The sequence below is a fragment of the Pedobacter nototheniae genome (assembly GCF_004335085.1).
GTDB lineage: Bacteria > Bacteroidota > Bacteroidia > Sphingobacteriales > Sphingobacteriaceae > Pedobacter > Pedobacter nototheniae.
Genome location: NZ_RQRS01000003.1, coordinates 26320 through 47380 on the forward strand (window position 1 = coordinate 26320; position 21061 = coordinate 47380).

Annotated in this window: 20 protein-coding genes; 19 read left to right on the plus strand and 1 reads right to left on the minus strand. The window is 31.9% G+C overall.

Annotated features, from left to right (window positions below; all coding sequences use genetic code 11):
* Positions 1 to 2 precede the first annotated feature (2 nt).
* A complete protein-coding gene (locus EHC72_RS03635; RefSeq protein ID WP_131536554.1) occupies positions 3 to 572 on the plus strand; it encodes a DUF3109 family protein in 570 nt (189 codons plus the stop codon).
* Positions 573 to 581: 9 nt separating this feature from the next.
* Here EHC72_RS03635 and EHC72_RS03640 read toward each other — a convergent pair whose 3' ends face one another.
* The gene (locus tag EHC72_RS03640; RefSeq protein ID WP_131536224.1) at positions 582 to 1232 is read right to left on the minus strand and encodes a LexA family transcriptional regulator; all 651 of its coding nucleotides are present in this window, start codon (positions 1230 to 1232) and stop codon (positions 582 to 584) included.
* A 106-nt stretch (positions 1233 to 1338) separates the two neighbouring features.
* Between EHC72_RS03640 and EHC72_RS03645 the strand changes: the two genes are divergently transcribed.
* From EHC72_RS03645 to EHC72_RS03730, 18 genes are all read left to right on the plus strand, one after another.
* The gene (locus tag EHC72_RS03645; protein ID WP_131536226.1) at positions 1339 to 2049 is read left to right on the plus strand and encodes a hypothetical protein; all 711 of its coding nucleotides are present in this window, start codon (positions 1339 to 1341) and stop codon (positions 2047 to 2049) included.
* Between the two features lie 83 nt (positions 2050 to 2132).
* Positions 2133 to 3185 carry a dTDP-glucose 4,6-dehydratase gene (rfbB, locus tag EHC72_RS03650; protein ID WP_131536228.1) on the plus strand — a complete coding sequence of 351 codons (1053 nt, stop codon included), beginning with the start codon at positions 2133 to 2135 and terminating at the stop codon, positions 3183 to 3185.
* Positions 3186 to 3734, plus strand: coding sequence for a dTDP-4-dehydrorhamnose 3,5-epimerase (gene rfbC / locus EHC72_RS03655; protein WP_131536230.1), 549 nt, complete (start codon positions 3186 to 3188; stop codon positions 3732 to 3734). It begins immediately after the preceding gene.
* Positions 3727 to 4587, plus strand: a complete 861-nt coding sequence (gene rfbD, locus EHC72_RS03660; RefSeq protein ID WP_131536232.1) for a dTDP-4-dehydrorhamnose reductase — start codon at positions 3727 to 3729, stop codon at positions 4585 to 4587. Before rfbC ends, rfbD begins: the two co-directional genes overlap by 8 nt.
* A 15-nt stretch (positions 4588 to 4602) precedes the next feature.
* Entirely contained in the window at positions 4603 to 5463 is an 861-nt protein-coding gene (gene rfbA / locus EHC72_RS03665) for a glucose-1-phosphate thymidylyltransferase RfbA (protein WP_131536234.1), read from the plus strand.
* Between the two features lie 131 nt (positions 5464 to 5594).
* On the plus strand, positions 5595 to 6878 hold the full coding sequence (locus tag EHC72_RS03670) for a nucleotide sugar dehydrogenase (protein WP_131536236.1): 1284 nt from the start codon (positions 5595 to 5597) through the stop codon (positions 6876 to 6878).
* A gap of 66 nt (positions 6879 to 6944) precedes the next feature.
* The gene (gmd, locus tag EHC72_RS03675) at positions 6945 to 8081 is read left to right on the plus strand and encodes a GDP-mannose 4,6-dehydratase (protein ID WP_131536238.1); all 1137 of its coding nucleotides are present in this window, start codon (positions 6945 to 6947) and stop codon (positions 8079 to 8081) included.
* Positions 8082 to 8170: 89 nt separating this feature from the next.
* A complete protein-coding gene (locus EHC72_RS03680) occupies positions 8171 to 10639 on the plus strand; it encodes an SLBB domain-containing protein (protein WP_131536241.1) in 2469 nt (822 codons plus the stop codon).
* 154 nt (positions 10640 to 10793) lie between these two features.
* On the plus strand, positions 10794 to 11879 hold the full coding sequence (locus tag EHC72_RS03685) for a GumC domain-containing protein (RefSeq protein WP_131536243.1): 1086 nt from the start codon (positions 10794 to 10796) through the stop codon (positions 11877 to 11879).
* Positions 11880 to 12042: 163 nt separating this feature from the next.
* The gene (locus EHC72_RS03690; RefSeq protein WP_131536245.1) at positions 12043 to 13539 is read left to right on the plus strand and encodes a lipid II flippase MurJ; all 1497 of its coding nucleotides are present in this window, start codon (positions 12043 to 12045) and stop codon (positions 13537 to 13539) included.
* Between the two features lies 1 nt (position 13540).
* The gene (locus tag EHC72_RS03695; protein ID WP_131536247.1) at positions 13541 to 14380 is read left to right on the plus strand and encodes a glycosyltransferase; all 840 of its coding nucleotides are present in this window, start codon (positions 13541 to 13543) and stop codon (positions 14378 to 14380) included.
* Positions 14377 to 15480, plus strand: a complete 1104-nt coding sequence (locus tag EHC72_RS03700) for a glycosyltransferase (RefSeq protein ID WP_131536249.1) — start codon at positions 14377 to 14379, stop codon at positions 15478 to 15480. Before EHC72_RS03695 ends, EHC72_RS03700 begins: the two co-directional genes overlap by 4 nt.
* Before the next feature lie 3 nt (positions 15481 to 15483).
* Positions 15484 to 16593 carry a glycosyltransferase gene (locus EHC72_RS03705; RefSeq protein ID WP_131536251.1) on the plus strand — a complete coding sequence of 370 codons (1110 nt, stop codon included), beginning with the start codon at positions 15484 to 15486 and terminating at the stop codon, positions 16591 to 16593.
* A 15-nt stretch (positions 16594 to 16608) separates the two neighbouring features.
* Positions 16609 to 17256 (plus strand): DUF1919 domain-containing protein, encoded by a 648-nt coding sequence (locus EHC72_RS03710; RefSeq protein ID WP_131536253.1) that lies wholly within the window; start codon positions 16609 to 16611, stop codon positions 17254 to 17256.
* A gap of 6 nt (positions 17257 to 17262) precedes the next feature.
* On the plus strand, positions 17263 to 18153 hold the full coding sequence (locus tag EHC72_RS03715) for a glycosyltransferase family 2 protein (RefSeq protein WP_131536256.1): 891 nt from the start codon (positions 17263 to 17265) through the stop codon (positions 18151 to 18153).
* Between the two features lie 18 nt (positions 18154 to 18171).
* Positions 18172 to 18729, plus strand: coding sequence for an acyltransferase (locus EHC72_RS03720; protein ID WP_131536258.1), 558 nt, complete (start codon positions 18172 to 18174; stop codon positions 18727 to 18729).
* A gap of 31 nt (positions 18730 to 18760) precedes the next feature.
* Positions 18761 to 19978, plus strand: coding sequence for a glycosyltransferase family protein (locus EHC72_RS03725; RefSeq protein ID WP_131536260.1), 1218 nt, complete (start codon positions 18761 to 18763; stop codon positions 19976 to 19978).
* Between the two features lie 51 nt (positions 19979 to 20029).
* Positions 20030 to 21061, plus strand: coding sequence for an EpsG family protein (locus tag EHC72_RS03730; protein WP_165585757.1), 1032 nt, complete (start codon positions 20030 to 20032; stop codon positions 21059 to 21061).

Here is a 21061-nt window from a genome sequence, read left to right on the forward strand (position 1 = left end):
TGATGATAGAAGTAGAACAGGTGCTGGTGCACGAAGATGTTTTGAAGGAGAACTTTGTATGTAACTTAACTAAATGCAAAGGGATTTGTTGTGTGGAAGGAGATTCTGGAGCACCTTTGGATAATGAAGAAAAAGCTATTCTTGAAGATATTTATCCAAAAATTAAGCATCTGTTAAATGAAAAAGGTATAAAAGCTATTGAAGAGCAAGGTGTATATGTTATTGATGAAGATGGAGATTTAACTACACCTTGTGTAGATAAAAATAAAGAATGTGCTTATGTACTTTTCGAGGGAGGGATTACTAAATGCGCAATCGAAAAAGCATACGAGCAAGGTATTGTAGATTGGCAGAAACCAATTTCTTGCCACCTTTATCCAATACGGATAACAAAATACCCAGAGTTTGATGTGCTAAATTACGACAGGTGGCATATTTGCCATGACGCATGTACTTTTGGTCGTGAATTAAAGGTTCCAGTTTATAGTTTTCTTAAAGGGCCACTTGTTCGTAAATATGGCGAAGAGTGGTACAAATCTCTAGAAGAAAGCGTAGCATTAGAAAATCTTTAGATATTCTACTTAAATTGAATTCCTAGTAATTTTACCTTTAATGAGATAAAGAGCAATAATGCTGCTTCGATCAATAACTATATCTCCTTTGTAATCTGGATTATAGGAACGAAGTATAAGTTTATTTCCGTTTTTATGTTCGTAAATAAGTTTAATGCTTCTTAAATTATTTGTTTTAGCATCAGTCATAATTATATAAGCCTCTCCCCATTGCAGTATTTCGTAATTGGTGATTTCTTTTACCGCAATAATCTCTCCGGCAGCATACTTAGGGTACATACTATCACCATATACCGGAAGATATGCACTGCAATCATTGAAAGGCTGATAATTCACTAAATATTCAGCACGATCTTCTTCCAGAATTAACTTATCTGAATCTGAAAGACTAATGTCAAAATAAGGAACACCATCTTTCGGTTTAGAAACAATAACCGTTTTAAGAATTGGTTCGCCCACGCCAGTTTCCAACCATTCTATGTTTACCCCTAAAATAAGATTAAGCTTATCCTTAACGGCATTTGATATACCCATTCCTTTTTTCTCACGAAAAATATCTGAAAGAGAGCCTTGCTGGATTTTAATCTTATCGGCAAGCTCCTTTTGTGTCTTAAAATGTAATATATCAATTAGTGTTTTTAATCTTTGATTTTCCGTCATTACGATTGTTGATAAGATTTTATAATAATTTGTGTATAATCTAATTAAACTTGTTAAGTTTGATTATGCTAATGTAGGTTAAAAAATACAAACTAAATAGAAGTTTATGGAAAATACTAATGAAATTTATTTTGAAGAGTGTTGTTTTATTGAATCTGCTAGTCAATTTTTTGATTTTGATAAAATTATAAAGGACAATTATTTAATTGAAGATCAGTTTGATTGTAGCTGTCCGTTAGTTTTAGACGAAAAGTATCAGAAAAATCCATATTTATTTATAGAGTACTTTTTTAGTATTGATGGATTGGCAGGGCACAAGAAACATTTACATAAATGGTTTAAAACAGCATTAGCCGAGAAAAAAAATATTTCAAAAGCTAAAGATTTTCTATTTTTTCACAACATGTTTACCCAATTATTAAACGTAGGATTTATAATCATAAGTAAACAAGTTCATTATTCACCTGAAAAAACTTATACCAGTAATACAGAAACTTTTGGGCAATGGTTAATTAGAATTCAAAATAATTCGATTAGTAGCGGAAATTATTCTGTTAATGACTTTGAAGTTTCGTCTCTGAGCGCAAAGGAAAAGGATAATCCTTATTTATTTCTTCAAAAGGCGTTAACCATAAATAAGGTAAAAAAGATACGTTACGGAATGCTTGAATGGTTTGAGTCTACTCTTCATAAGGGAATGAGCATTGAAGATTTGGACTCTATTTATTTGTTTAGTCAATATGAGTTTATGACTAAGTTTTTAGAAGCAACTTACTTGATTGTTATAAATGAAAAGGAAATTAATTTATTAAATTAAAACAGGGATTTGCTCGTTCATTGGTATAATAATTGCTTAATTGCAAATTCTATGTTATTTTAGCCGACTGTAAACATTATACTGTGAAAAAAATTCTAATTACCGGTGGAGCAGGTTTTATTGGCTCTCATGTTGTTCGTCGTTTTGTGAACAATTATCCACAATATGAAATCGTAAACTTAGATAAGCTTACTTATGCTGGTAACTTAGCCAATTTGACTGATATTGAAAATAAGCCCAATTATAGGTTTGTTAAGGAAGATATTACAGATGCGATAGCAATAAGTGAACTTTTTAAGAATGAAAATTTTGATGCTGTTATCCATTTAGCGGCTGAAAGTCATGTCGATCGATCAATTACAGATCCAACTGCCTTTGTTATGACAAATGTTATTGGAACTGTAAACCTATTAAATGCAGCCCGAGAATTTTGGAAAGGTGACTACGATAAAAAAAGATTTTATCATGTAAGCACCGATGAGGTATACGGTGCTTTAGGAGAAGAAGGTATGTTTACTGAAACTACAGCTTATGATCCGCACAGTCCTTATTCGGCTTCGAAAGCAAGTTCTGATCATTTTGTAAGAGCTTATCATGATACCTACGGAATTGATTGTGTGATTTCGAATTGTTCAAACAATTATGGTTCTCATCACTTCCCAGAGAAATTGATTCCACTTGCCATTAACAATATCAAAAATAATAAACCTGTGCCTGTTTATGGTAAAGGAGAAAATGTTCGTGATTGGTTATGGGTAGAAGATCATGCAAGAGCGATTGATGTAATCTTTCATAACTCGAAAACTGGCGATACTTACAATATTGGTGGACATAATGAATGGAAAAATATTGATCTAATTAATTTGCTTTGTAACATCATGGATCAAAAATTAGGACGTGAAGCTGGTGAATCTGCAAAGTTAATTACTTATGTAACCGATAGAGCAGGACATGATTTACGTTATGCAATAGATTCTTCTAAACTACAAAATCAATTGGATTGGGTGCCAAGTTTGCAATTTGAAGAAGGATTAGCCAAAACTGTTGATTGGTATCTTCAAAACGAAGATTGGTTAAATAATGTAACCTCTGGCAATTATCAATCTTATTACAAGCAGCAATACAACAATAAATAAATGGAAATAGAACAAACGGGTTTAAAGGATTGTGTAATTATTAAACCAAGAGTGTTTGAAGACCCAAGAGGTTATTTTTTTGAAAGTTTTAATCGTAATACTTTTGAAGAAAAAACTGGGCAATCGGGGGCTTTTGTACAAGATAATCAATCTTTTTCTTCCTATGGAGTGATTAGAGGCTTACACAAACAAGGCGGTGAATTTGCACAAGCCAAACTAGTACGTGTTTTAAAAGGTGAAGTTTTAGATGTAGCTGTTGATGCCCGTCCGGATTCTCCAACTTTTGGGAAACATTTTGCAATAAAGCTGAGTGCTGAAAATAAGCTTCAGTTATATGTTCCAAGAGGTTTTTTACATGGTTTTTCTGTTTTAAGTGAAACTGCAGAGTTTTTTTATAAATGTGATAACTTCTATAATAAAGAATCAGAGCAGGGAATTATGTTTAACGATCCTGATTTAAATATTGATTGGTTAATTCCATCCGGGAAAGAATCTGTATCAGAAAAAGATCTTATCTTAAATTCGTTTTCATCTTTATTAAATGGGTAAAATATTAATAATCGGGGCAGGTGGTCAGCTAGGTCAATGCCTTAAAACCGTTGCTGAAAGAAAAGGCATTATAGAAATTGTTTTTCCTTCCGAACAAGAAGCAAATATTTTGAATCCTGAACTTTTAGCAGCTTTATTCGAAAAAGAAAAGCCCGCATATTTAATAAATTGTGCTGCATACACCGCTGTTGATAAAGCTGAGGATGAAACTGATTTAGCGAAAGCTGTTAATGAAACCGGCGCTCTATATTTAGCTCAAACTTGCAAAAAATATAACGCAACACTGATCCACATATCTACAGATTTTGTTTTTGAAGGTAATGAAGTTAAGTTATTGTCTGAGGATGATTTTGCAAAACCAATAAACATATATGGTGTTACCAAACTAGATGGTGAAAAGGCTATTTCATCCGTGTTAAAAGAATATTTTATTCTTCGTACCAGTTGGTTATACTCAGAATATGCAAACAATTTTGTTAAAACCATGCTAAAATTGGGAGCAGAACGAGATGAGTTAAATATTATAGCAGATCAGGTAGGTACGCCAACTTATGCAATTGATTTAGCAAATACCATTTTTGAGATCATTAATTCAGGCAGCCAAGAATATGGTTTATATCATTATAGTAATGAAGGCGTAACCTCTTGGTTCGATTTTGCAAAAGCTATATTTGATATTAGTGAAACAAAGGTAAAAGTTAATCCAATTCCTGGATCAGCTTACCCAACTAAAGCTACTCGTCCTCCATTTTCAGTAATGGATAAAACGAAAATTAAAACAACCTTTAAATTGTCGATTCCATATTGGAGAGATAGTTTAGTAGAGTGCATAAATCAACTAAAAAATAACTAACCATAAATATATAATATGAAAGGTATAATTCTGGCCGGAGGAAGTGGAACTCGCTTGCATCCTTTAACACTTGCGTGTAGTAAACAAATGATGCCGGTTTATGATAAGCCGATGATTTATTATCCATTATCAACCTTAATGTTGGCGGGTATTAAAGAAATCCTTATTATATCTACTCCGCATGATTTGCCTAACTTTGAGAAGTTACTAGGTGATGGGAGCAATTTAGGCTGTAAATTTAGTTATGCTGTACAGCATGAGCCCAACGGACTTGCACAAGCTTTTGTAATTGGAGAAGAATTTATTGGAAAAGATAAAGTAGCCCTAGTTTTAGGCGATAATATTTTTCATGGAGATGGAATGGCTAAGCTATTGCAGGCTAGTTCTGATCCCGATGGTGGTGTTGTCTTTGCTTATCAGGTATCAGATCCTGAGCGTTACGGAGTTGTTGAGTTTGATGAAAATAAAAAAGCGATTTCAATTGAAGAAAAGCCTGAAAAGCCTAAATCTGATTATGCTGTTCCAGGCTTGTATTTCTATGATAACGAAGTAGTAGAAATCGCTAAAAATATAAAGCCATCACCGCGTGGTGAATATGAAATTACAGATGTAAATAGGGTATATCTAGAGCGAGGAAAACTTAAGGTTGGAGTTTTAAGTAGAGGAACTGCATGGTTAGATACGGGTACTTTTACATCCTTAATGCAAGCAGGTCAGTTTGTTCAAATTATTGAGGAACGCCAGGGATTAAAAATTGGTTGCATTGAAGAAATTGCTTACAGAATGGGCTTTATTACCGCAGATCAGCTTAGAGCAATTGCAACCCCATTAGTGAAAAGTGGTTATGGTAGCTATTTGCTAAAACAAATAAAATAAAGGAATACAAATAAAATTTTTAGCCCAAACCTAATTTAAGGTTGGGCTATTTTTTTGTCTGATAGATATTAATTAATCCTCTTTTGCACTCCTTCACAAAACACATATCTTTACATTTAGAATAATAATAAATGACAGAATTTCCAAAAATTGCAATAATAGGATTAGGGTATGTTGGCTTACCATTAGCGCTAGAATTTGCTAAAAAATATCCTGTCATTGGGTTTGATCTTAATGAGCAAAGAGTAATTGAATTAAAAAATGGACTAGATCACACACAAGAAGCTGATCTAGAATTATTAAATACTGTTTGCAGCTATAAAAATCAATCTTTCGGATTAACATTTAGCTCTACTCTTAGCGATATTAGTAGAAGTAATATCTATATCGTTACCGTGCCAACACCAATTAATCAACTTAAGCAACCTAATTTAGAGCCACTTCTAAGTGCTTCTAAAATGCTGGGGACAGTTTTGAAAAAAGACGATATTGTTATCTATGAGTCTACGGTTTATCCTGGTTGCACCGAAGAGGATTGTGTTCCTATACTGGAAAGAACATCCGGATTAAAATATAATGAAGATTTCTTTTGCGGATACTCGCCAGAGAGAATTAATCCCGGAGACAAAATAAATACGCTTACTAAGATAAAAAAGGTTACATCGGGCTCAAATCCAGAAACTGCGACAAAGGTTGATGAACTTTATAAAAACATTATTGTTGCAGGCACTCATCTTGCTCCAAGTATAAAAGTTGCTGAAGCTTCTAAAGCAATTGAAAATGCACAGAGAGATGTTAATATTTCATTTGTTAATGAACTTGCATTAATTTTTGACCGGATGAATATTGACACTTCAGATGTATTATCTGCCGCCGCAACAAAGTGGAATTTTCTTAATTATAAACCAGGATTAGTTGGCGGACATTGCATTGGAGTAGATCCATATTACCTGGCGCATAAATCCGAGTCGTTAGGCTATAAGCCAGAAGTAATACTATCTGGCAGGAGAGTAAACGACAATATGGGGATGTTTGTGGCCAATAAGGTTATCAAGATGATGGTTGCCAAAGATAAGATCATTAAAAATGCAAAAGTGCTTATTCTAGGCTTCACTTTTAAAGAGAATTGCCCTGACACTAGAAATACTAAAGTTATAGATATATATAAAGAGTTGGCCTCATTCAGCATTAATGTTGATATTCATGATCCATGGGCAAAAAAAGAAGATGTTGCTCAAGAATATGGGATTAACCTGGATGATTACGATCCATCAAAAAGCTATGATGCTATTATTTTAGCTGTATCGCACAAACAATTTGCTGCCTTGGATTTTAAATCATATAAGAATAATGGAACAATCATATTTGACACAAAATCTTTTATTGATAGAAATTTAGTTGATGCTAGATTATAGCATTGCGTTTTTTTTACAACTAAATTATTGTGTATGTTTGCAAGCTTAATACCTATTGAATAGTTTATGAAAGTTGCCTTAATTACAGGAGTAACGGGCCAGGATGGTGCATACTTAGCAGAGTTTTTGCTGAAAAAAGGATACTTTGTTCATGGCTTAAAAAGACGTTCTTCTTCCTTTAATACCGATCGAATAGATCATTTATATCAAGATCAGCACGAAAAAGATGTTAATTTCAAACTCCATTATGGAGATTTAACAGATTCAACTAACTTAATCCGTATTATTCAGGAAACACAGCCCGATGAGATTTATAATCTTGCTGCAATGAGCCATGTTCATGTAAGTTTCGAAATGCCCGAATATACCGCAAATGCTGATGGACTTGGAACCTTAAGACTACTTGAAGCTATTCGTATTTTGGGGCTTACAGAAAAAACTAAAATATATCAAGCTTCAACTTCTGAGTTGTATGGATTGGTGCAGGCTGTACCACAAAGTGAAAGCACTCCTTTTTATCCAAGATCGCCTTATGCAGTTGCAAAGATGTATGCGTATTGGATCACTGTAAATTATCGCGAAGCATATAAAATGTTTGCCTGTAACGGAATTTTATTTAATCATGAAAGTCCGCTAAGAGGAGAAACGTTTGTTACCAGAAAAATTACTCGTGCTGCAGCCAAAATTTCTTTAGGGTTACAAAACTGTCTTTATCTTGGAAACCTCTCTGCACAAAGAGATTGGGGCCATGCTAAAGACTATATTGAGGCAATGTGGTTAATCCTTCAACAAGAAAAACCAGAAGATTATGTGATTGCAACAGGGGTTACTACTACAGTTCGTGAGTTTGTAAGGATGAGTTTTGCCGAACTTGGCATAGAAATTGAGTTTAGCGGCAAAGATGAACACGAAAAAGGAGTGATAATTGATGTTGATGAAGAACTTGCTCATAAATTAGGTGTTAAAACTGAGTTTTTAAAACCTGGAATGACAATAGTAAGAGTAGATCCTAAATATTTTAGGCCAACGGAAGTTGATCTGTTATTAGGAGATCCTACAAAATCTAAAACACAATTAGGTTGGCAACCGAAGTATGATTTACAAGCTTTAGTAAAAGATATGGCTCATGCAGATTTACAACTTATGAAAAAAGACGAGTACCTAAAAAAGGGCGGATTTAAAACCCTTAATTATTTTGAATAATTTATTCTTAATATTATAACACAAAACCTCCCAGTTTAACATAATAAATTTCAACTCAAATTTAAAAGGAGATTGAATCAATACTATTTATGGAAAGAAAAATACTGAAATTATTAACTCTTGTTATAATCTGTATAAGTTTTAGCACAGTTGCTATTGCACAAACCAATTATGCCAATGTTAAAGTCGATGAATTATCTGATGCACAAATTTTGCAGATGATTAAGCAGGCAGAATCAATTGGTTATGGCGATGCACAATTAGAGCAAATGGCAGCAGCTAAAGGCATGAAGGCTGATGAAATTCAAAAACTTCGTCTCCGTGTTGAAAAAGTTCGTAAACAAGGATCAGCAGTTAAAGCAGAAGATAAACCAACTAATACTGGTCGTGAAATAAGTGAAACAACCGATGGAGGAAAGGTTGATAACGAGAAAAAAGTTGCGGATGAGGAAGTTGGTCCAAAGATTTTCGGATCTGAAATGTTTAAAAATGGATCAATTACTTTCGAGCCAAACCTACGTATTGCAACACCCAAAAGTTATGTCATTGGGCCAGATGATAAATTGTTAATTGATTTGAATGGCGATAACGAAGCAAACTATAATCTTCAGGTTAGTCCAGATGGTGTGATTAATCTTCAGTATGTTGGTCGGATTTCAGTTGGAGGATTAACTATTGAACAGGCAGAATCAAAAATTAGAGCTGCTATGGGTAAAACTTATCCTTCATTAAGATCTGGAAGAACAAGTTTGGCCATCAATTTAGGAAATATTAGAAGCATAAAAGTAACGCTAACAGGTCAATTAGTTAAACCTGGAACATATACACTATCGTCATTATCTACAGTATATAATGCACTATATGCATCTGGAGGACCATCTCACAATGGATCTTTTCGTAAAATACAAGTTATAAGGAATAACAAAGTCGTATCAACAGTTGATGTTTATGATTTTTTGTTAAAAGGAATTCAACAGAATAATATACGTTTGCAAGATCAGGATGTAATTAATGTTCCGGTTTTTGATAAAAGAGTAGAGATTACTGGCGAAATAAAAGTTCCTGCATTTTTTGAGGTTGTAAATGGTGAAACGTTACAAAGTGTATTAAACTTTGCCGGAGGTTTTACAACACAAGCTTATACGGCAAAAATTAAATCTTTTCAGAATACCGATAGAGAAAGAAAAATTTTAGATGTACCCGCGGCAGAATTCAATTCTTACGTACCTAAAAATGGCGACAAATTCGTTGTAGAAGCAATATTGGATCGCTTTGCTAATCGTGTTGAGATTCTAGGCGCTGTATTCCGTCCTGGTGTTTATGAACTAGATAAAGGACTAACATTACGTGGTTTAATTAACAAATCTGATGGCTTAACTGAAGATGCTTTTCTAAATCGAGGTTATATTAATCGTTTAAATCCTGACAATACACAATCTTTAATTTCATTTGATTTAGCTAAGATTATTTCTGGTTCAGAAAGTGATATTACTTTACAAAGGGAAGATAAGATTACAATTTCATCTTTGTTTGATTTAAGAGATGAATATAAAATAAGCGTTCAAGGAGAAGTTAGAGCGCCAGGAAGTTTTGAATATGCAGATAATATGACTTTGGAATCTGTAATTCAAATGGCGGGAGGATTTAAAGAAGGCGCTACACCAAATCGTATTGAAATTTCAAGAAGGATAAAGAATAGCGATGCCACATCTGTTTCGGCCCGCACTGCAGAAGTATTTACTGTAAATGTTAATCCTGACCTGAAATTAGAAGGAGAACCATTTATTCTGAAACCATTTGATATTATTTCTGTACGTAATTCTGAAGGATATAGTGCGCAAAAACAAGTGAAATTAGAAGGAGAAGTTCTTTATCCAGGAACTTACACCATCACTAATAAAAATGAAAGAATTTCTGATTTAATAAAGAGAGCGGGAGGTTTAACTTCTTATGCATATGCAGATGGTGCTTCACTAAAAAGACCAGGTGCAGAAAAAGTTAATCCTACTGATAAAAATGCAATCAATAATAAGGACGAAGAAGATAAAAAATACCTAAATTTAAAAAGAGCGCAAGAAGCAGGTGTTAAAGATACTGTTAAAGCAGAAGTAGAACAGAAGCTTATTCAAAGTGATTTGGTAGGAATAAACCTTGTTAGAATTATAGAAAATCCGCTATCAAAATATGATTTAATTGTAGAAGATGGAGATGTGATACGAGTTCCACGCACTTTACAAACTGTAAAAGTAACCGGAGAGGTTTTAAATCCAAATAGCATCGTATTTTTACCAGGAAAAAGCTTAAAACAATATATCAACGGAGCTGGAGGTTTTACCTCAAATGCTAGAAAATCGGGTGTATATGTTAAGTATGCAAATGGTTCTGCAGCAGCAGTGAGTAAGTTTTTGTTTTTTAATAATAACCCGATAATTAAACCTGGAGCAGAAATTTTAGTTCCTAAAAGAGCTGAGAGGGAGAGAATGACTGCACAAAGCTGGATAGGAATTGGTACTGCAGTTGCATCTTTAGGGGCTATTATTGTAAGCTTATTAAGATAATTTTTTGTCATTCTGAGCGGAGGGAAGAATCTCTTACCGATGAAGACAGAGGCTATCAGAGAATTGTTTATTCCAATTGCAACGAAGAATCAGCGTTAATAATAAATACAAATTATCAAGTTATGATACTTGACTAAATACCCGATACTTATACATGACAACAGAAAGTCAACAACACATTGCTACTGATAACGATGAAATTTCTTTGAAAGAACTGATTTTTAAAATTCAGGAATGGTGGCGTTATTTATTATCTAAATGGATCATCATTCTGTTTTTTAGTTTAGTGGGGGGGACATTAGGGTTTTTTTATGCCTCTAACAAAAAGGCAGTATATACCGCAACTACAACTTTTGTATTGGAAGATGAAAAAGCAGGTGGCGGTGGTTTGGGTAATTTGGCTGGCCTAGCCTCTATGGCTGGAGTAGATTTAGGATCAGGTGGTGGAGGTATCTTTCAGGGAGATAATTTACTGGAATTGTATAAATCTAGAAAAATGATTGAAAAGACACTTTTAACGAAGATTGATTTTCGGGGTAAGAAAGAGTTATTAATTAATCGATATATTGTTATTAATCATTTAAAAGACCAATGGAAGAGCAGGCCAGAGTTATTGAAGATTAATTTTAATAATGAAATTTTTCCTAACCGCCTAAAGGATAGTTTAATTAATCAATTTGTTGGAGATATTAACAAAAATTATTTAATTGTAGCTAAGCCTGATAAAAAATTAAGTATTATTAAAGTTGATTTGAAATCGAAAGATGAATTTTTTGCTAAAGCCTTTAACGATGAGTTAGTTAAGAATGTTAATGAATTCTATGTAAATACAAGAACAAAAAAAACGTTGCAGAATGTTCAAATTTTAAAACATAAAACCGATTCGGTTAGGGCAGTAATGAACGGCGCTATATATACTGCTGTTGAAGTGGCCGATGCTACGCCTAATTTAAATCCCACAAGGCAAGTAAAACGTGTCGCACCTGCGCAAAAAGCACAATTTTCTGCTGAAACCAATAAGACAGTACTTAGTGCATTAGTTCAAAATTTAGAACTATCTAAAATGGCTTTATTAAAAGAGGCGCCTTTAATTCAAGTGGTTGATCAACCAGTTTTGCCTTTAGATGTTGTTAAAGTAGGCAAATTAAGATATCTAGTTATAGGTGGTATCGTAATGGGCTGTTTTATTGTTTTGATTTTAACAATCAAAAAGTTCCTATCTGATTTGATGAACCAGTAACGTAAGATAAATAGTATGATTCAATCTATGGACGATACAATCGATATCTTTAGTATATATTATTTTAGTTAATTTTAATAAAAACACCTTGATAAACAGATTTTTTAATACATTTAATAATTTAAATCTTTTCTTTTCGTCCTCGAGAAGAATTTCGATAGGCATGGGGTTTTTGAGAATACTTCGGTCCTTTATTTCTCTATATACAATTGCTTTATCAGCCAAATATTTTGGTGTTTCTATTGAACGGGATGCGTGGGTAATTGGAGGGACTATAATTGCAGTTTTTGCAGGCTTTTTGTTTGGACCAGTTGTAAATATCTTTAGAACGAAGTTTGTCCATCTGAAAGAAGAAGAAGGAGAAGAAAGTGCCATTAAATCGACTTCGGCTTTATTAGGGGGAATCGTAGCTATATCTTTATTAATTATTCTGATTTCAGAAATTTATCCTCAAATTTATACAGGCATTTTTGCACCTGGATTTACACCATCACAAGATAGTGTGTTACTGTTGATGGTTAGGTGTTTGATGCCTTCATTACTAATTAATCAAGTAATAATAATATGGACTGCAATACTGAATTCTTATAATTCTTTTTTTATGCCAGATATTTTTGGTTTCTTATCAGGGATCTTAAATATTGTTTTCATTATTGTTCTTGCGCCTATTATTAGTATATATTCATTGGTGATTTCGAGTTATATAAGTTCAATTATTTTTGGATTTTTATTAGTTCGAATTTTGAAAAAGAAAAAAATAAAGCTTTATAGTTTCCATTTTAATTGGAAAGACTTTAAACCTTATTTGATATTTGCACTTCCTTTATACCTTAATTATTTTGCGGGTCAATTTTTGACAGTTATTGAGCGAAGACTATGCACTTTCCTAGATAGTGGTACAGTTTCAGCATTTGATTATGCTAAAAGATTTGGTGATTTAACTTTAAATGTTATTTTAAGTATCGTACCTATGGTACTTACCCCAATACTTGCAAGTCTATTTGTGAAGAAGATGTATAAGGATTTCAACAAAGAACTTTTACTTTACGTTAGAATGTTTATGATTGGAGTTATACCAATTGTGCTTTGTTTTACTATCTGTTCTAATGATATTGTTCAGTTGCTTTTTAATAAAGGATCTTTTAAATCAGAATTTAAAGAAATTACTGCAAATACATTATTTTGGATGGGAATAGGAATCATTGGTGTTGTGTTATATGTGATTAGTGGAGAGGCTTTAGTTGCTCAGAAAAAGGTAAAAACAATTACTATTGCAAGTTCCATTGCTTATTTAATTATAGCCGCTATTGATACAATGTTTTACAAGCATTATGGAGCACCCTTGTTTGCATTTTCGTGGGCTGTTGTTCATATAATATTGGGGCTATCTTTAATTTTAACAAACTCAGGAGTTGTTGAGAAGCCGTTGTTTTTAAAAGAACTTTTTAGAATAATATTATTTTACACGGTTTCACTATTGGTCGCCCTTCTTATAAGCCAAATCTTTGATAAAAATATAGTAGATGGAAGAATAATAATATTAAAGTTAATTGCGGTTGGATCGGCGATTAGTTTGTCTATCTGTGCCCTGATTTTTGCATTTAAAATGGAAGAACGCCTTCTGTTGAAGAAAATTTTCGTGAATCTATATAAAAAATAAAATGATTTATAAAAAAGGAATTACTGCCCACACATTAGTTAAAAACGAGGAGAAGTGGGTGTGGTTTGCAATTATGTCCGTAATTGATTTTGTTGATCATATGATTATTTATGATACTGGATCTACCGATAAGACTTGTGCTGTTATTGATGAGATCTTGAAGGATGAGAGGCTAAGAGAGAGAATAGATTTCCAGAGAAAGGGGGCTGTTAGCAAAGAACAATTTACTAAGCTTAGACAGGAGCAAATTGAAAAGACTAAAACTAAATGGTTTCTAGTATTAGATGGGGACGAAATATGGTATAAAAAGGATTTTATTAATCTTATAAAGGTAGCAGAATTTACAACGGCATCGATGTTGGCGATCAAGTTTCATAATTGTACAAAAGACGTTTATCATTATACTAAATACGAATCAGGAGGATATAATATAAAATCAGAAAAGGGAAATGTTACATTAAAGCTAATTAGTATGGATATCTTAGGCGTCCATGCGGATGGGCCTTATGGAATGGAGGGGTACTTTGATATTCAAAATAGACCAATTCAAGAATCTGAAAGTGACATTGAAATTGTTGACGGTTTTTTTCTTCACACTTCCAACCTAATTAGATCTAAAAATATCTTCCATGATTGGAAGATACCCTATCGAAGAGCGAAAATTTTTTCAGAAGTTGAAGAAAGCATAAATAATGATTTTTTATTCCCAGAAGTCTTTTATTTAAAGCGACCGAAGATAGTTCCGAATCCATTTAAAAGAGCTGGAATTTCATATTATTTTTTCAAATCATTAACAATACCAATTAATATTTTGATTTCCATTAAAAGAGCATTGAAATGAAGAAAATAATTGTTTTAGCAACATATGTGGGTGTTATAAATAGAGGAGCTGAGACATTTGTTATTGAGCTGGTGAAAAAACTAAGAGATAATTATAATGTCGAAGTATACTCTTTAGGAAATTCTGAAGAGATAAAAGATAATATAACTTTAGTTGATTCTACCCCTCCTTTTTGGTTCAAACCACATAGGTTTCTTTATAACAAAATATATCCTTACAAAGTTCTTTGTGATCGGCTCTTTAGTCCAATACCTACCATAATCGAACAATATTATTTTACAAAAGTTGTTTATGAAAAGTTTTTAAAGGGAAGAAAGGATATTGACTTGCTATTTCCTAATAATGGGTATTCTGGGACAAAGTTAGCTAGCCTCATAAGACAAAAGTCAGGAACACCATTTATTTATACTGGTCATGGAGGAATAGGGAGTGGAGAAATTAAAATTTTGTTAGAGAAGCCTGACTTATATATTGCTCTCAATGATACTCATGCAAATTGGGCAAAGAAATTTCATAATGATGTAGTAAAGATTAGTAATGGCGTTGATGTTATTAAGTTTAATCCAGAAACTAATAGACATCCAAGTGGCTTAAAAGTAGTTCTATGTGTTGGTGCGTTTGTGCAATTAAAGAGGCAAAAGCTATTAATTGATGCTATTGAAAAATTAAGTGATGTGAAGCTGATTTTACTAGGTGAAGGAGAAATGATGAACGAACTTAATAGTTATGGACAGCAAAAACTAAAATGCAGATTTGAAATTAAATCAGTTAAATATAGTGAGATTTATACTTATTACAATAAATGTGATTTGTTTTCATTGCCTACTAAAGAGGAACCTTTTGGAATTGTATATTTGGAAGCATTAGCAATGAATAAGCCGATTGTTGCTCCTGACGATAAATCTAGACGCGAAATTATTGGAGAAGCAGGTTTGTTCTGTGATGTTGAAGATTCAACTGTTTATTCTAAAACTATAGAAAAAGCACTCCATATGAATTGGGGTAATATTCCCCGAGATAGAGCTGTGTCTAAGTTTGATTGGAATATAATTGCAAGTAAATATAAAGAAGTGATTGATTGTTTAATTGATGAAGAATAATTAATGAAATTTTTAACTTTATTTCCAAAATGTGAAAATGTACATTTAATTAAGGATGTTGGGATGATTCCGTTTATTCTTCAAAAGAAATTTGGTTTTGACTCTACAATAGCAAGCTATCAAAACGGTGTGTATCCCTACGCTGAAACTGAAGTTAAAGGCATTAAACAAAGGTATATAAAGAAATTATTTAATAATACGAAAGTTGATACTATTATCTTTTTATTAAGGAACTCAAGAAAGTACGATATTCTTCAAGTTTATCATTTTTCCATTGAAAGCCTCTTATATTTATTGGTGTTTAAGCTTTTGAGGGGATTCAGCCCTCGAGCTAAAACATATCTTAAGCTAGATGCTGATGATGATATATTGAAATTAAGACTAAAGGGCTGGCTAGGGAAATTGGTAAGAAAATTCTTAGCAAAGATTAATCTGATAACCATTGAGACACTACTTTTATTTAAAGAAGTAAATAGAAAGAAGCTTTTTTCAGATAATTTCTATTATATCCCTAATGGTTTTTATGATAATGAAAATAGAGAGTCAGTAGATTATAGTATTAAGGAGAATCTCATTATAACTGTTGGGCGAATCGGAACGTATCAGAAATCAAATGAAATTCTTTTGCAAGCATTTAAGGCGTTTTTCGAAACTAATAAGGATTGGAAATTAGAAATGATCGGACCAATCGAAAGTACTTTCGAAGATTATATTAAATCTTTCTTTATTGAGAATCCATTATTAATAAATAATGTTTTTTTTACTGGACCGATAAATGATAGAAAGGAGTTAGAAGACAAATATAAAAAAGCTAAATTATTTGTTCTAACTTCAAAGTATGAAGGATTTCCATTAGTCTTTTTAGAGGCCGTACGATTTGGTTGTACTATTATTTCTAGTGATGTTAGCCCTGCTTTTGATATTACAAATAATAGAAAGTATGGAAAGGTTTTTCCTAAAGATGATGTTGATTCGCTTTACGCAGAGTTAATTGGAATTGTAAAAGATGAGAAGTATATACAAGAGAACTCTTTACTGGTACAAGAATTTGCTTATAATCAATTCTATTGGCCAAACCTATTGAGTAAAGTAAGTGATATATTAAGAAAATAGTCAGATTTCTTAGACATGGTAATAATTAGAAAAATAAGAACTTTTTACAGAATGCTTCTTGAACGAAAGTGGCGTACAGGAATGAGAAAAGCTTTGATAAACAAAGATTTTTCAATATTATCTAATAATTGTTGGGGTGGTGGGATTTATGAAGACCTCGGCCTTCCATATACCTCTCCTACTGTAGGACTTTTTTTTCATGGACCTTGTTACCTGAAATTTTTAAAAAAATTAAGGTTTTATCTGTCTTGTGAATTGAAGTTTATAGATATTTCGAAATATGACCTCGCTAATAAAAAGAGAGCAATAGGGCAATTGACATATCCTATTGCCCTGATTGATGATGTAGAGTTGCATTTTCTGCATTATCATTCCAAAGAAGAGGCAGAGGATAAATGGAACCGTAGAAAAAAGCGAATAAATTTTAATAACCTTTTTGTTGAGTTTGGCGAAATTGAGCTGGTAGATTATGATTTGATGTTGGAGTTTGATTCTCTAGAGTATAAAAACAAACTATTATTTTCTGTCGGTAAACATAAGGATTTGAAATCTTCAATATGTTTAAGAGGTAGGCAAGGAAAAGTAGATGTTGGAGATATTTACACAAATAAGGCGGTTTGGAGAAAAGAGTTTGATGTTGTTAAATGGCTAAACGAAGGATAGATTAAAATGGTTGATGTTTCTGTTATTTTAGTAAATTATAATACTAAGGACTTATTAAGACAATGTTTAAATTCATTATATGATAAATGCCAAAGCTTAATCATTGAGATTATTGTTAGTGATAACGATTCTAGTGATGATTCCAATGAAATGCTGGAAAAAGAGTTTAAGGATGTTATAATAGTCAAGAACAATGCAAATCTAGGTTTTGGCAAAGCTAATAATAAGGCTATAAATATAGCCAATGGGAAATACCTGTTTTTATTAAATACTGATACTTATTTAATCAATGATGCTATAAAAATTCTTTTTGAATTTATGGAAAGGGATGAAAATAGTGAGGTTGCATGTTGTGGCGGAGACTTATTTAAACCAAATGGTGAAAGACAGGCCTCATATGGAAATTTTCCTACAATTTTTGATGCAATATCGCAGTTAGGTTTTTATAAATTATATAAGCAATATTACAATAAGCATTTAACAGGTGGGGCTCTAAACTATGACCAGAACATAAAAGTCGTTGATTATATTTGTGGGGCGGACATGTTTTTGAGAAGATCCATTATGGATAAAATTGGATATTTTGATGAAGACTTTTTTCTTTATTTTGAAGAGACTGAGATGTCATATAGAATTTGTACAAATGGATATAAATCTGTTTTAGTCCCGTCTGCAAAGATTGTTCATTTAGAGGGGGGAGGGCAGATAGATTCTAATGTTAATTTTTTTAAAATAAAAGAGTTCTCAAAAAGTAGAAGATTGTATTTTATGAAATCAAGAGGGTATCTAATATCAGGACTGATAAAGTTTATATTTGTTTTCCAATCACTTTTATTGTTCACTGTTAAAAGGGATTCTGATTACCTTAAAAAAGCGAAAATTATATATAATAATTAACAATAATTGATATTTAAGATGAAAACTGAAATTAAATTATTTGTTGCTCATTTAAGAATTTACATCTTTAATGTTTTTCTTACTAAAATACCAGTTAATTTCATTAGAATGTTTTTTGTCCGTCTCTATATAAGGGTGGGTAACAATACTTTCGTATCAATGAATGTACGATTATTAAACCTTCAATTAAAAAGAGATCAAATTCAGATTGGAGAAAACTGCATAATTAATCCAGGCGTTTTGCTAGATGGTAGGGAGGGAAGAATAATTATTAAAAACAATGTTGATATATCTAGAGATAGCTATATTTATACTGCTCAGCATGATCCTCATTCCGACTTTCATGAAATAAAATTTGGTGATGTAATTATTGAAGATTATGTATGGGTCGCTTCAAGGGTTATCATTTTGCCTAACGTGACTTTAGGTAGGGGTTGTGTTGTTGCATGCGGGTCTGTGGTAACAAAAGATACGTTAGCTAATACAATAGTTGGAGGAATTCCTGCAAAAAAGATTGGCGAAAGAAAATCCAAACTGCTTTACACAATTAATTACTCACCATATTTTTACACTTAGTTGTATTAAAAATATTTTATATTAAAAACTTATGATTTTCATCGTAGATAGATTTGTTGAAGGGTACTTACATGTTTTAGCAAATGTTAATACTATAAAAATCTTAAATATTATCTTTCCAGGCAAGCCCAAAACTTTTATTGCTGAGAAATCCCATTTAATCTTAGTACAGGAGCATTTTAATTCGGATAAACAAGTTGATTTGATTTTTGATCCTTATAAAAGCTTTAGTGCTAATAGATCTAAGCTGGTGCAGTTATTGAGAATATTAGTCCGAACATGGAAAGATATTTTGTTTTTTAAGAAGCTTTTTCGATTGGTTTCTAAAGAACCACATTCCTTTATCTTTATTACTCATGTGTACCCATTATCTCTAATTTTTGTTAAGTTTTTAAAGAAACTTTATCCCGAAGTTAAAGTTATCTTAACAATGCATGGTGAGGTTGAATATTTATATTATGGGAAAACGAATTATGAAAAACTAATTGGAAAAATATATGATCTTGTATTTCAAATTAGTGCAATAAACTTCTATTACCTTTTTTTAACAAAGGTTTCAAAGCGGATTCTTGTTGAAAGTAAAAAACTCAATGATTTCGAGATATTAACTATCATTCTGCCAACATTAGCTAATTTTAAAATACAAACTAAAACTAATATAAAAAAGAGTGGTAAGGTGAAAATTGGTCATATTGGAAGTGCAGGAAGGAGAAAGAATGTCGAATTATTATACGAGATCGCTAATGTTTTTAAAATAGAAATAGAGGCGAATAAAGTTGATTTCGTGGTAATAGGCCCCATAGAAGAAAATCTTAAACCTTATTTAAATAATTTAGTTACAAATTTTGTTGGTGATAAGATCAATGTGCATTTGGAACGTGATATTTTTAATATTGAAACTGAAAAGATTGATTATTCAATTTTTTTCTATGGTGAATTTGATTTTGTTTTAAGAAGCAGTGCTGCATTTTTCGATGCAATTCATTTTGAAAAGCCAATAATTGCGTTTAAAAATCCATTCTTCACTGATGTTTTTAAAGAGGCTGGTGAAATAGGTTACCTCTGTGATAATTTGGAGGAAATGAAAAATGTATTAAATGCAATTATTGAAAATGATGTAGTTGTTCAGGATAATTATCAAAAATTTTTGATAAATATTTCTAAGTATAAAAAGACAATAGAATTGGGCACTATTGCCAAAAATTTGAACGATGAGTTAAGGAACTTGGACTTTGATTTATATAAATAAGTATTCTGGATGTTTTTTTTGGTTTTTATTTTATGTGTGTGTTTATCTTATTTGACATTATTTCAGTCAGATCGGAATACTAAAATAATTACCTTTTTTATCGTTTTTATTGTCTTGTCCATTTTTGCGGGTACAAGAACAATGATTGTTGGCCGGGATTATGAAGAATATTATAGGCTTTTTAGTTTTTTTCCCACTTTTAAGAGCATAGAAGGAGAAGCTTTTGTATTATACGAGCCAACTATTCTTCTCTTACCTCAATTATCTAAATTTTTATTTGGATCAGATGTTTATTTAAATGCAACCTTTTTATTATTTTCCATTCTAGGGGTAGGTACTAAATTATATTCGATACAAAAATCGAAATTCTTTTTTTTAAGTACAATTATTTATTGTAGTTATCTCTTCTATAGTCAGGAAATGATTACAATACGAGCAGGAGTAGCTTGTGGTTTATTCTTGTTGGCAATTGATGATTTGGAAAATAAGAATGATAAAAGATTTTTTTTGAAAATTGGTATTGCATATTTATTTCATTACTCTAGCTTCATATTTATTTTTGTTTGGATAATTGAACGATTTAATATACGATATAAGCTTTTATATATTGGAATTGGATTTTCATTAATTATTGCATTGCTAAAAATCAATATCTTAACTTTGCTTAAACTGGATGCTGTCTTTCCAAAAGTAAAAATATATTTAGCTTTATTAGAGAGTGAGTCAGATGTCCCAGTAAATATATTGAATTTTAGGATTTTGTTCAGTTTGTTGTTCTTGGCGTTGTTTGTTTATAAGATTGAATTGGTGAAAAATCTAAGGATGTTTCCTCTTCTCTTCAAAGTGCATCTACTTTCAATTATTTTGTTTTTTACTTTAAGCCCCACAGCGATGGTTTTTTCTTTGCGTATCTTTGATATGCTCTCAGTTGGGCAAATACTACTATATCCTTTTGTTATTTATCTATTTAAGGAAAAGGTGATTGGGTATTTAATAATTCTTATTTTTTGTATTATTAATTTTTATTATATTTTTTTCATTTCAGGGTGGTTTGTTAATGGGTATGAAAGCTGGTTATTTTAA

What these genes read in the sequence shown, in the direction of transcription:
- EHC72_RS03635 (WP_131536554.1), top strand. Translation starts at nt 3, where the DNA reads ATGATAGAAGTAGAACAGGTGCTGGTGCACGAAGATGTTTTGAAGGAG.
- EHC72_RS03640 (WP_131536224.1), bottom strand. Translation starts at nt 1,232, where the DNA reads ATGACGGAAAATCAAAGATTAAAAACACTAATTGATATATTACATTTT.
- EHC72_RS03645 (WP_131536226.1), top strand. Translation starts at nt 1,339, where the DNA reads ATGGAAAATACTAATGAAATTTATTTTGAAGAGTGTTGTTTTATTGAA.
- rfbC (WP_131536230.1), top strand. Translation starts at nt 3,186, where the DNA reads ATGGAAATAGAACAAACGGGTTTAAAGGATTGTGTAATTATTAAACCA.
- rfbD (WP_131536232.1), top strand. Translation starts at nt 3,727, where the DNA reads ATGGGTAAAATATTAATAATCGGGGCAGGTGGTCAGCTAGGTCAATGC.
- rfbA (WP_131536234.1), top strand. Translation starts at nt 4,603, where the DNA reads ATGAAAGGTATAATTCTGGCCGGAGGAAGTGGAACTCGCTTGCATCCT.
- EHC72_RS03670 (WP_131536236.1), top strand. Translation starts at nt 5,595, where the DNA reads ATGACAGAATTTCCAAAAATTGCAATAATAGGATTAGGGTATGTTGGC.
- gmd (WP_131536238.1), top strand. Translation starts at nt 6,945, where the DNA reads ATGAAAGTTGCCTTAATTACAGGAGTAACGGGCCAGGATGGTGCATAC.
- EHC72_RS03680 (WP_131536241.1), top strand. Translation starts at nt 8,171, where the DNA reads ATGGAAAGAAAAATACTGAAATTATTAACTCTTGTTATAATCTGTATA.
- EHC72_RS03685 (WP_131536243.1), top strand. Translation starts at nt 10,794, where the DNA reads ATGACAACAGAAAGTCAACAACACATTGCTACTGATAACGATGAAATT.
- EHC72_RS03690 (WP_131536245.1), top strand. Translation starts at nt 12,043, where the DNA reads ATGGGGTTTTTGAGAATACTTCGGTCCTTTATTTCTCTATATACAATT.
- EHC72_RS03695 (WP_131536247.1), top strand. Translation starts at nt 13,541, where the DNA reads ATGATTTATAAAAAAGGAATTACTGCCCACACATTAGTTAAAAACGAG.
- EHC72_RS03700 (WP_131536249.1), top strand. Translation starts at nt 14,377, where the DNA reads ATGAAGAAAATAATTGTTTTAGCAACATATGTGGGTGTTATAAATAGA.
- EHC72_RS03705 (WP_131536251.1), top strand. Translation starts at nt 15,484, where the DNA reads ATGAAATTTTTAACTTTATTTCCAAAATGTGAAAATGTACATTTAATT.
- EHC72_RS03710 (WP_131536253.1), top strand. Translation starts at nt 16,609, where the DNA reads ATGGTAATAATTAGAAAAATAAGAACTTTTTACAGAATGCTTCTTGAA.
- EHC72_RS03715 (WP_131536256.1), top strand. Translation starts at nt 17,263, where the DNA reads ATGGTTGATGTTTCTGTTATTTTAGTAAATTATAATACTAAGGACTTA.
- EHC72_RS03720 (WP_131536258.1), top strand. Translation starts at nt 18,172, where the DNA reads ATGAAAACTGAAATTAAATTATTTGTTGCTCATTTAAGAATTTACATC.
- EHC72_RS03725 (WP_131536260.1), top strand. Translation starts at nt 18,761, where the DNA reads ATGATTTTCATCGTAGATAGATTTGTTGAAGGGTACTTACATGTTTTA.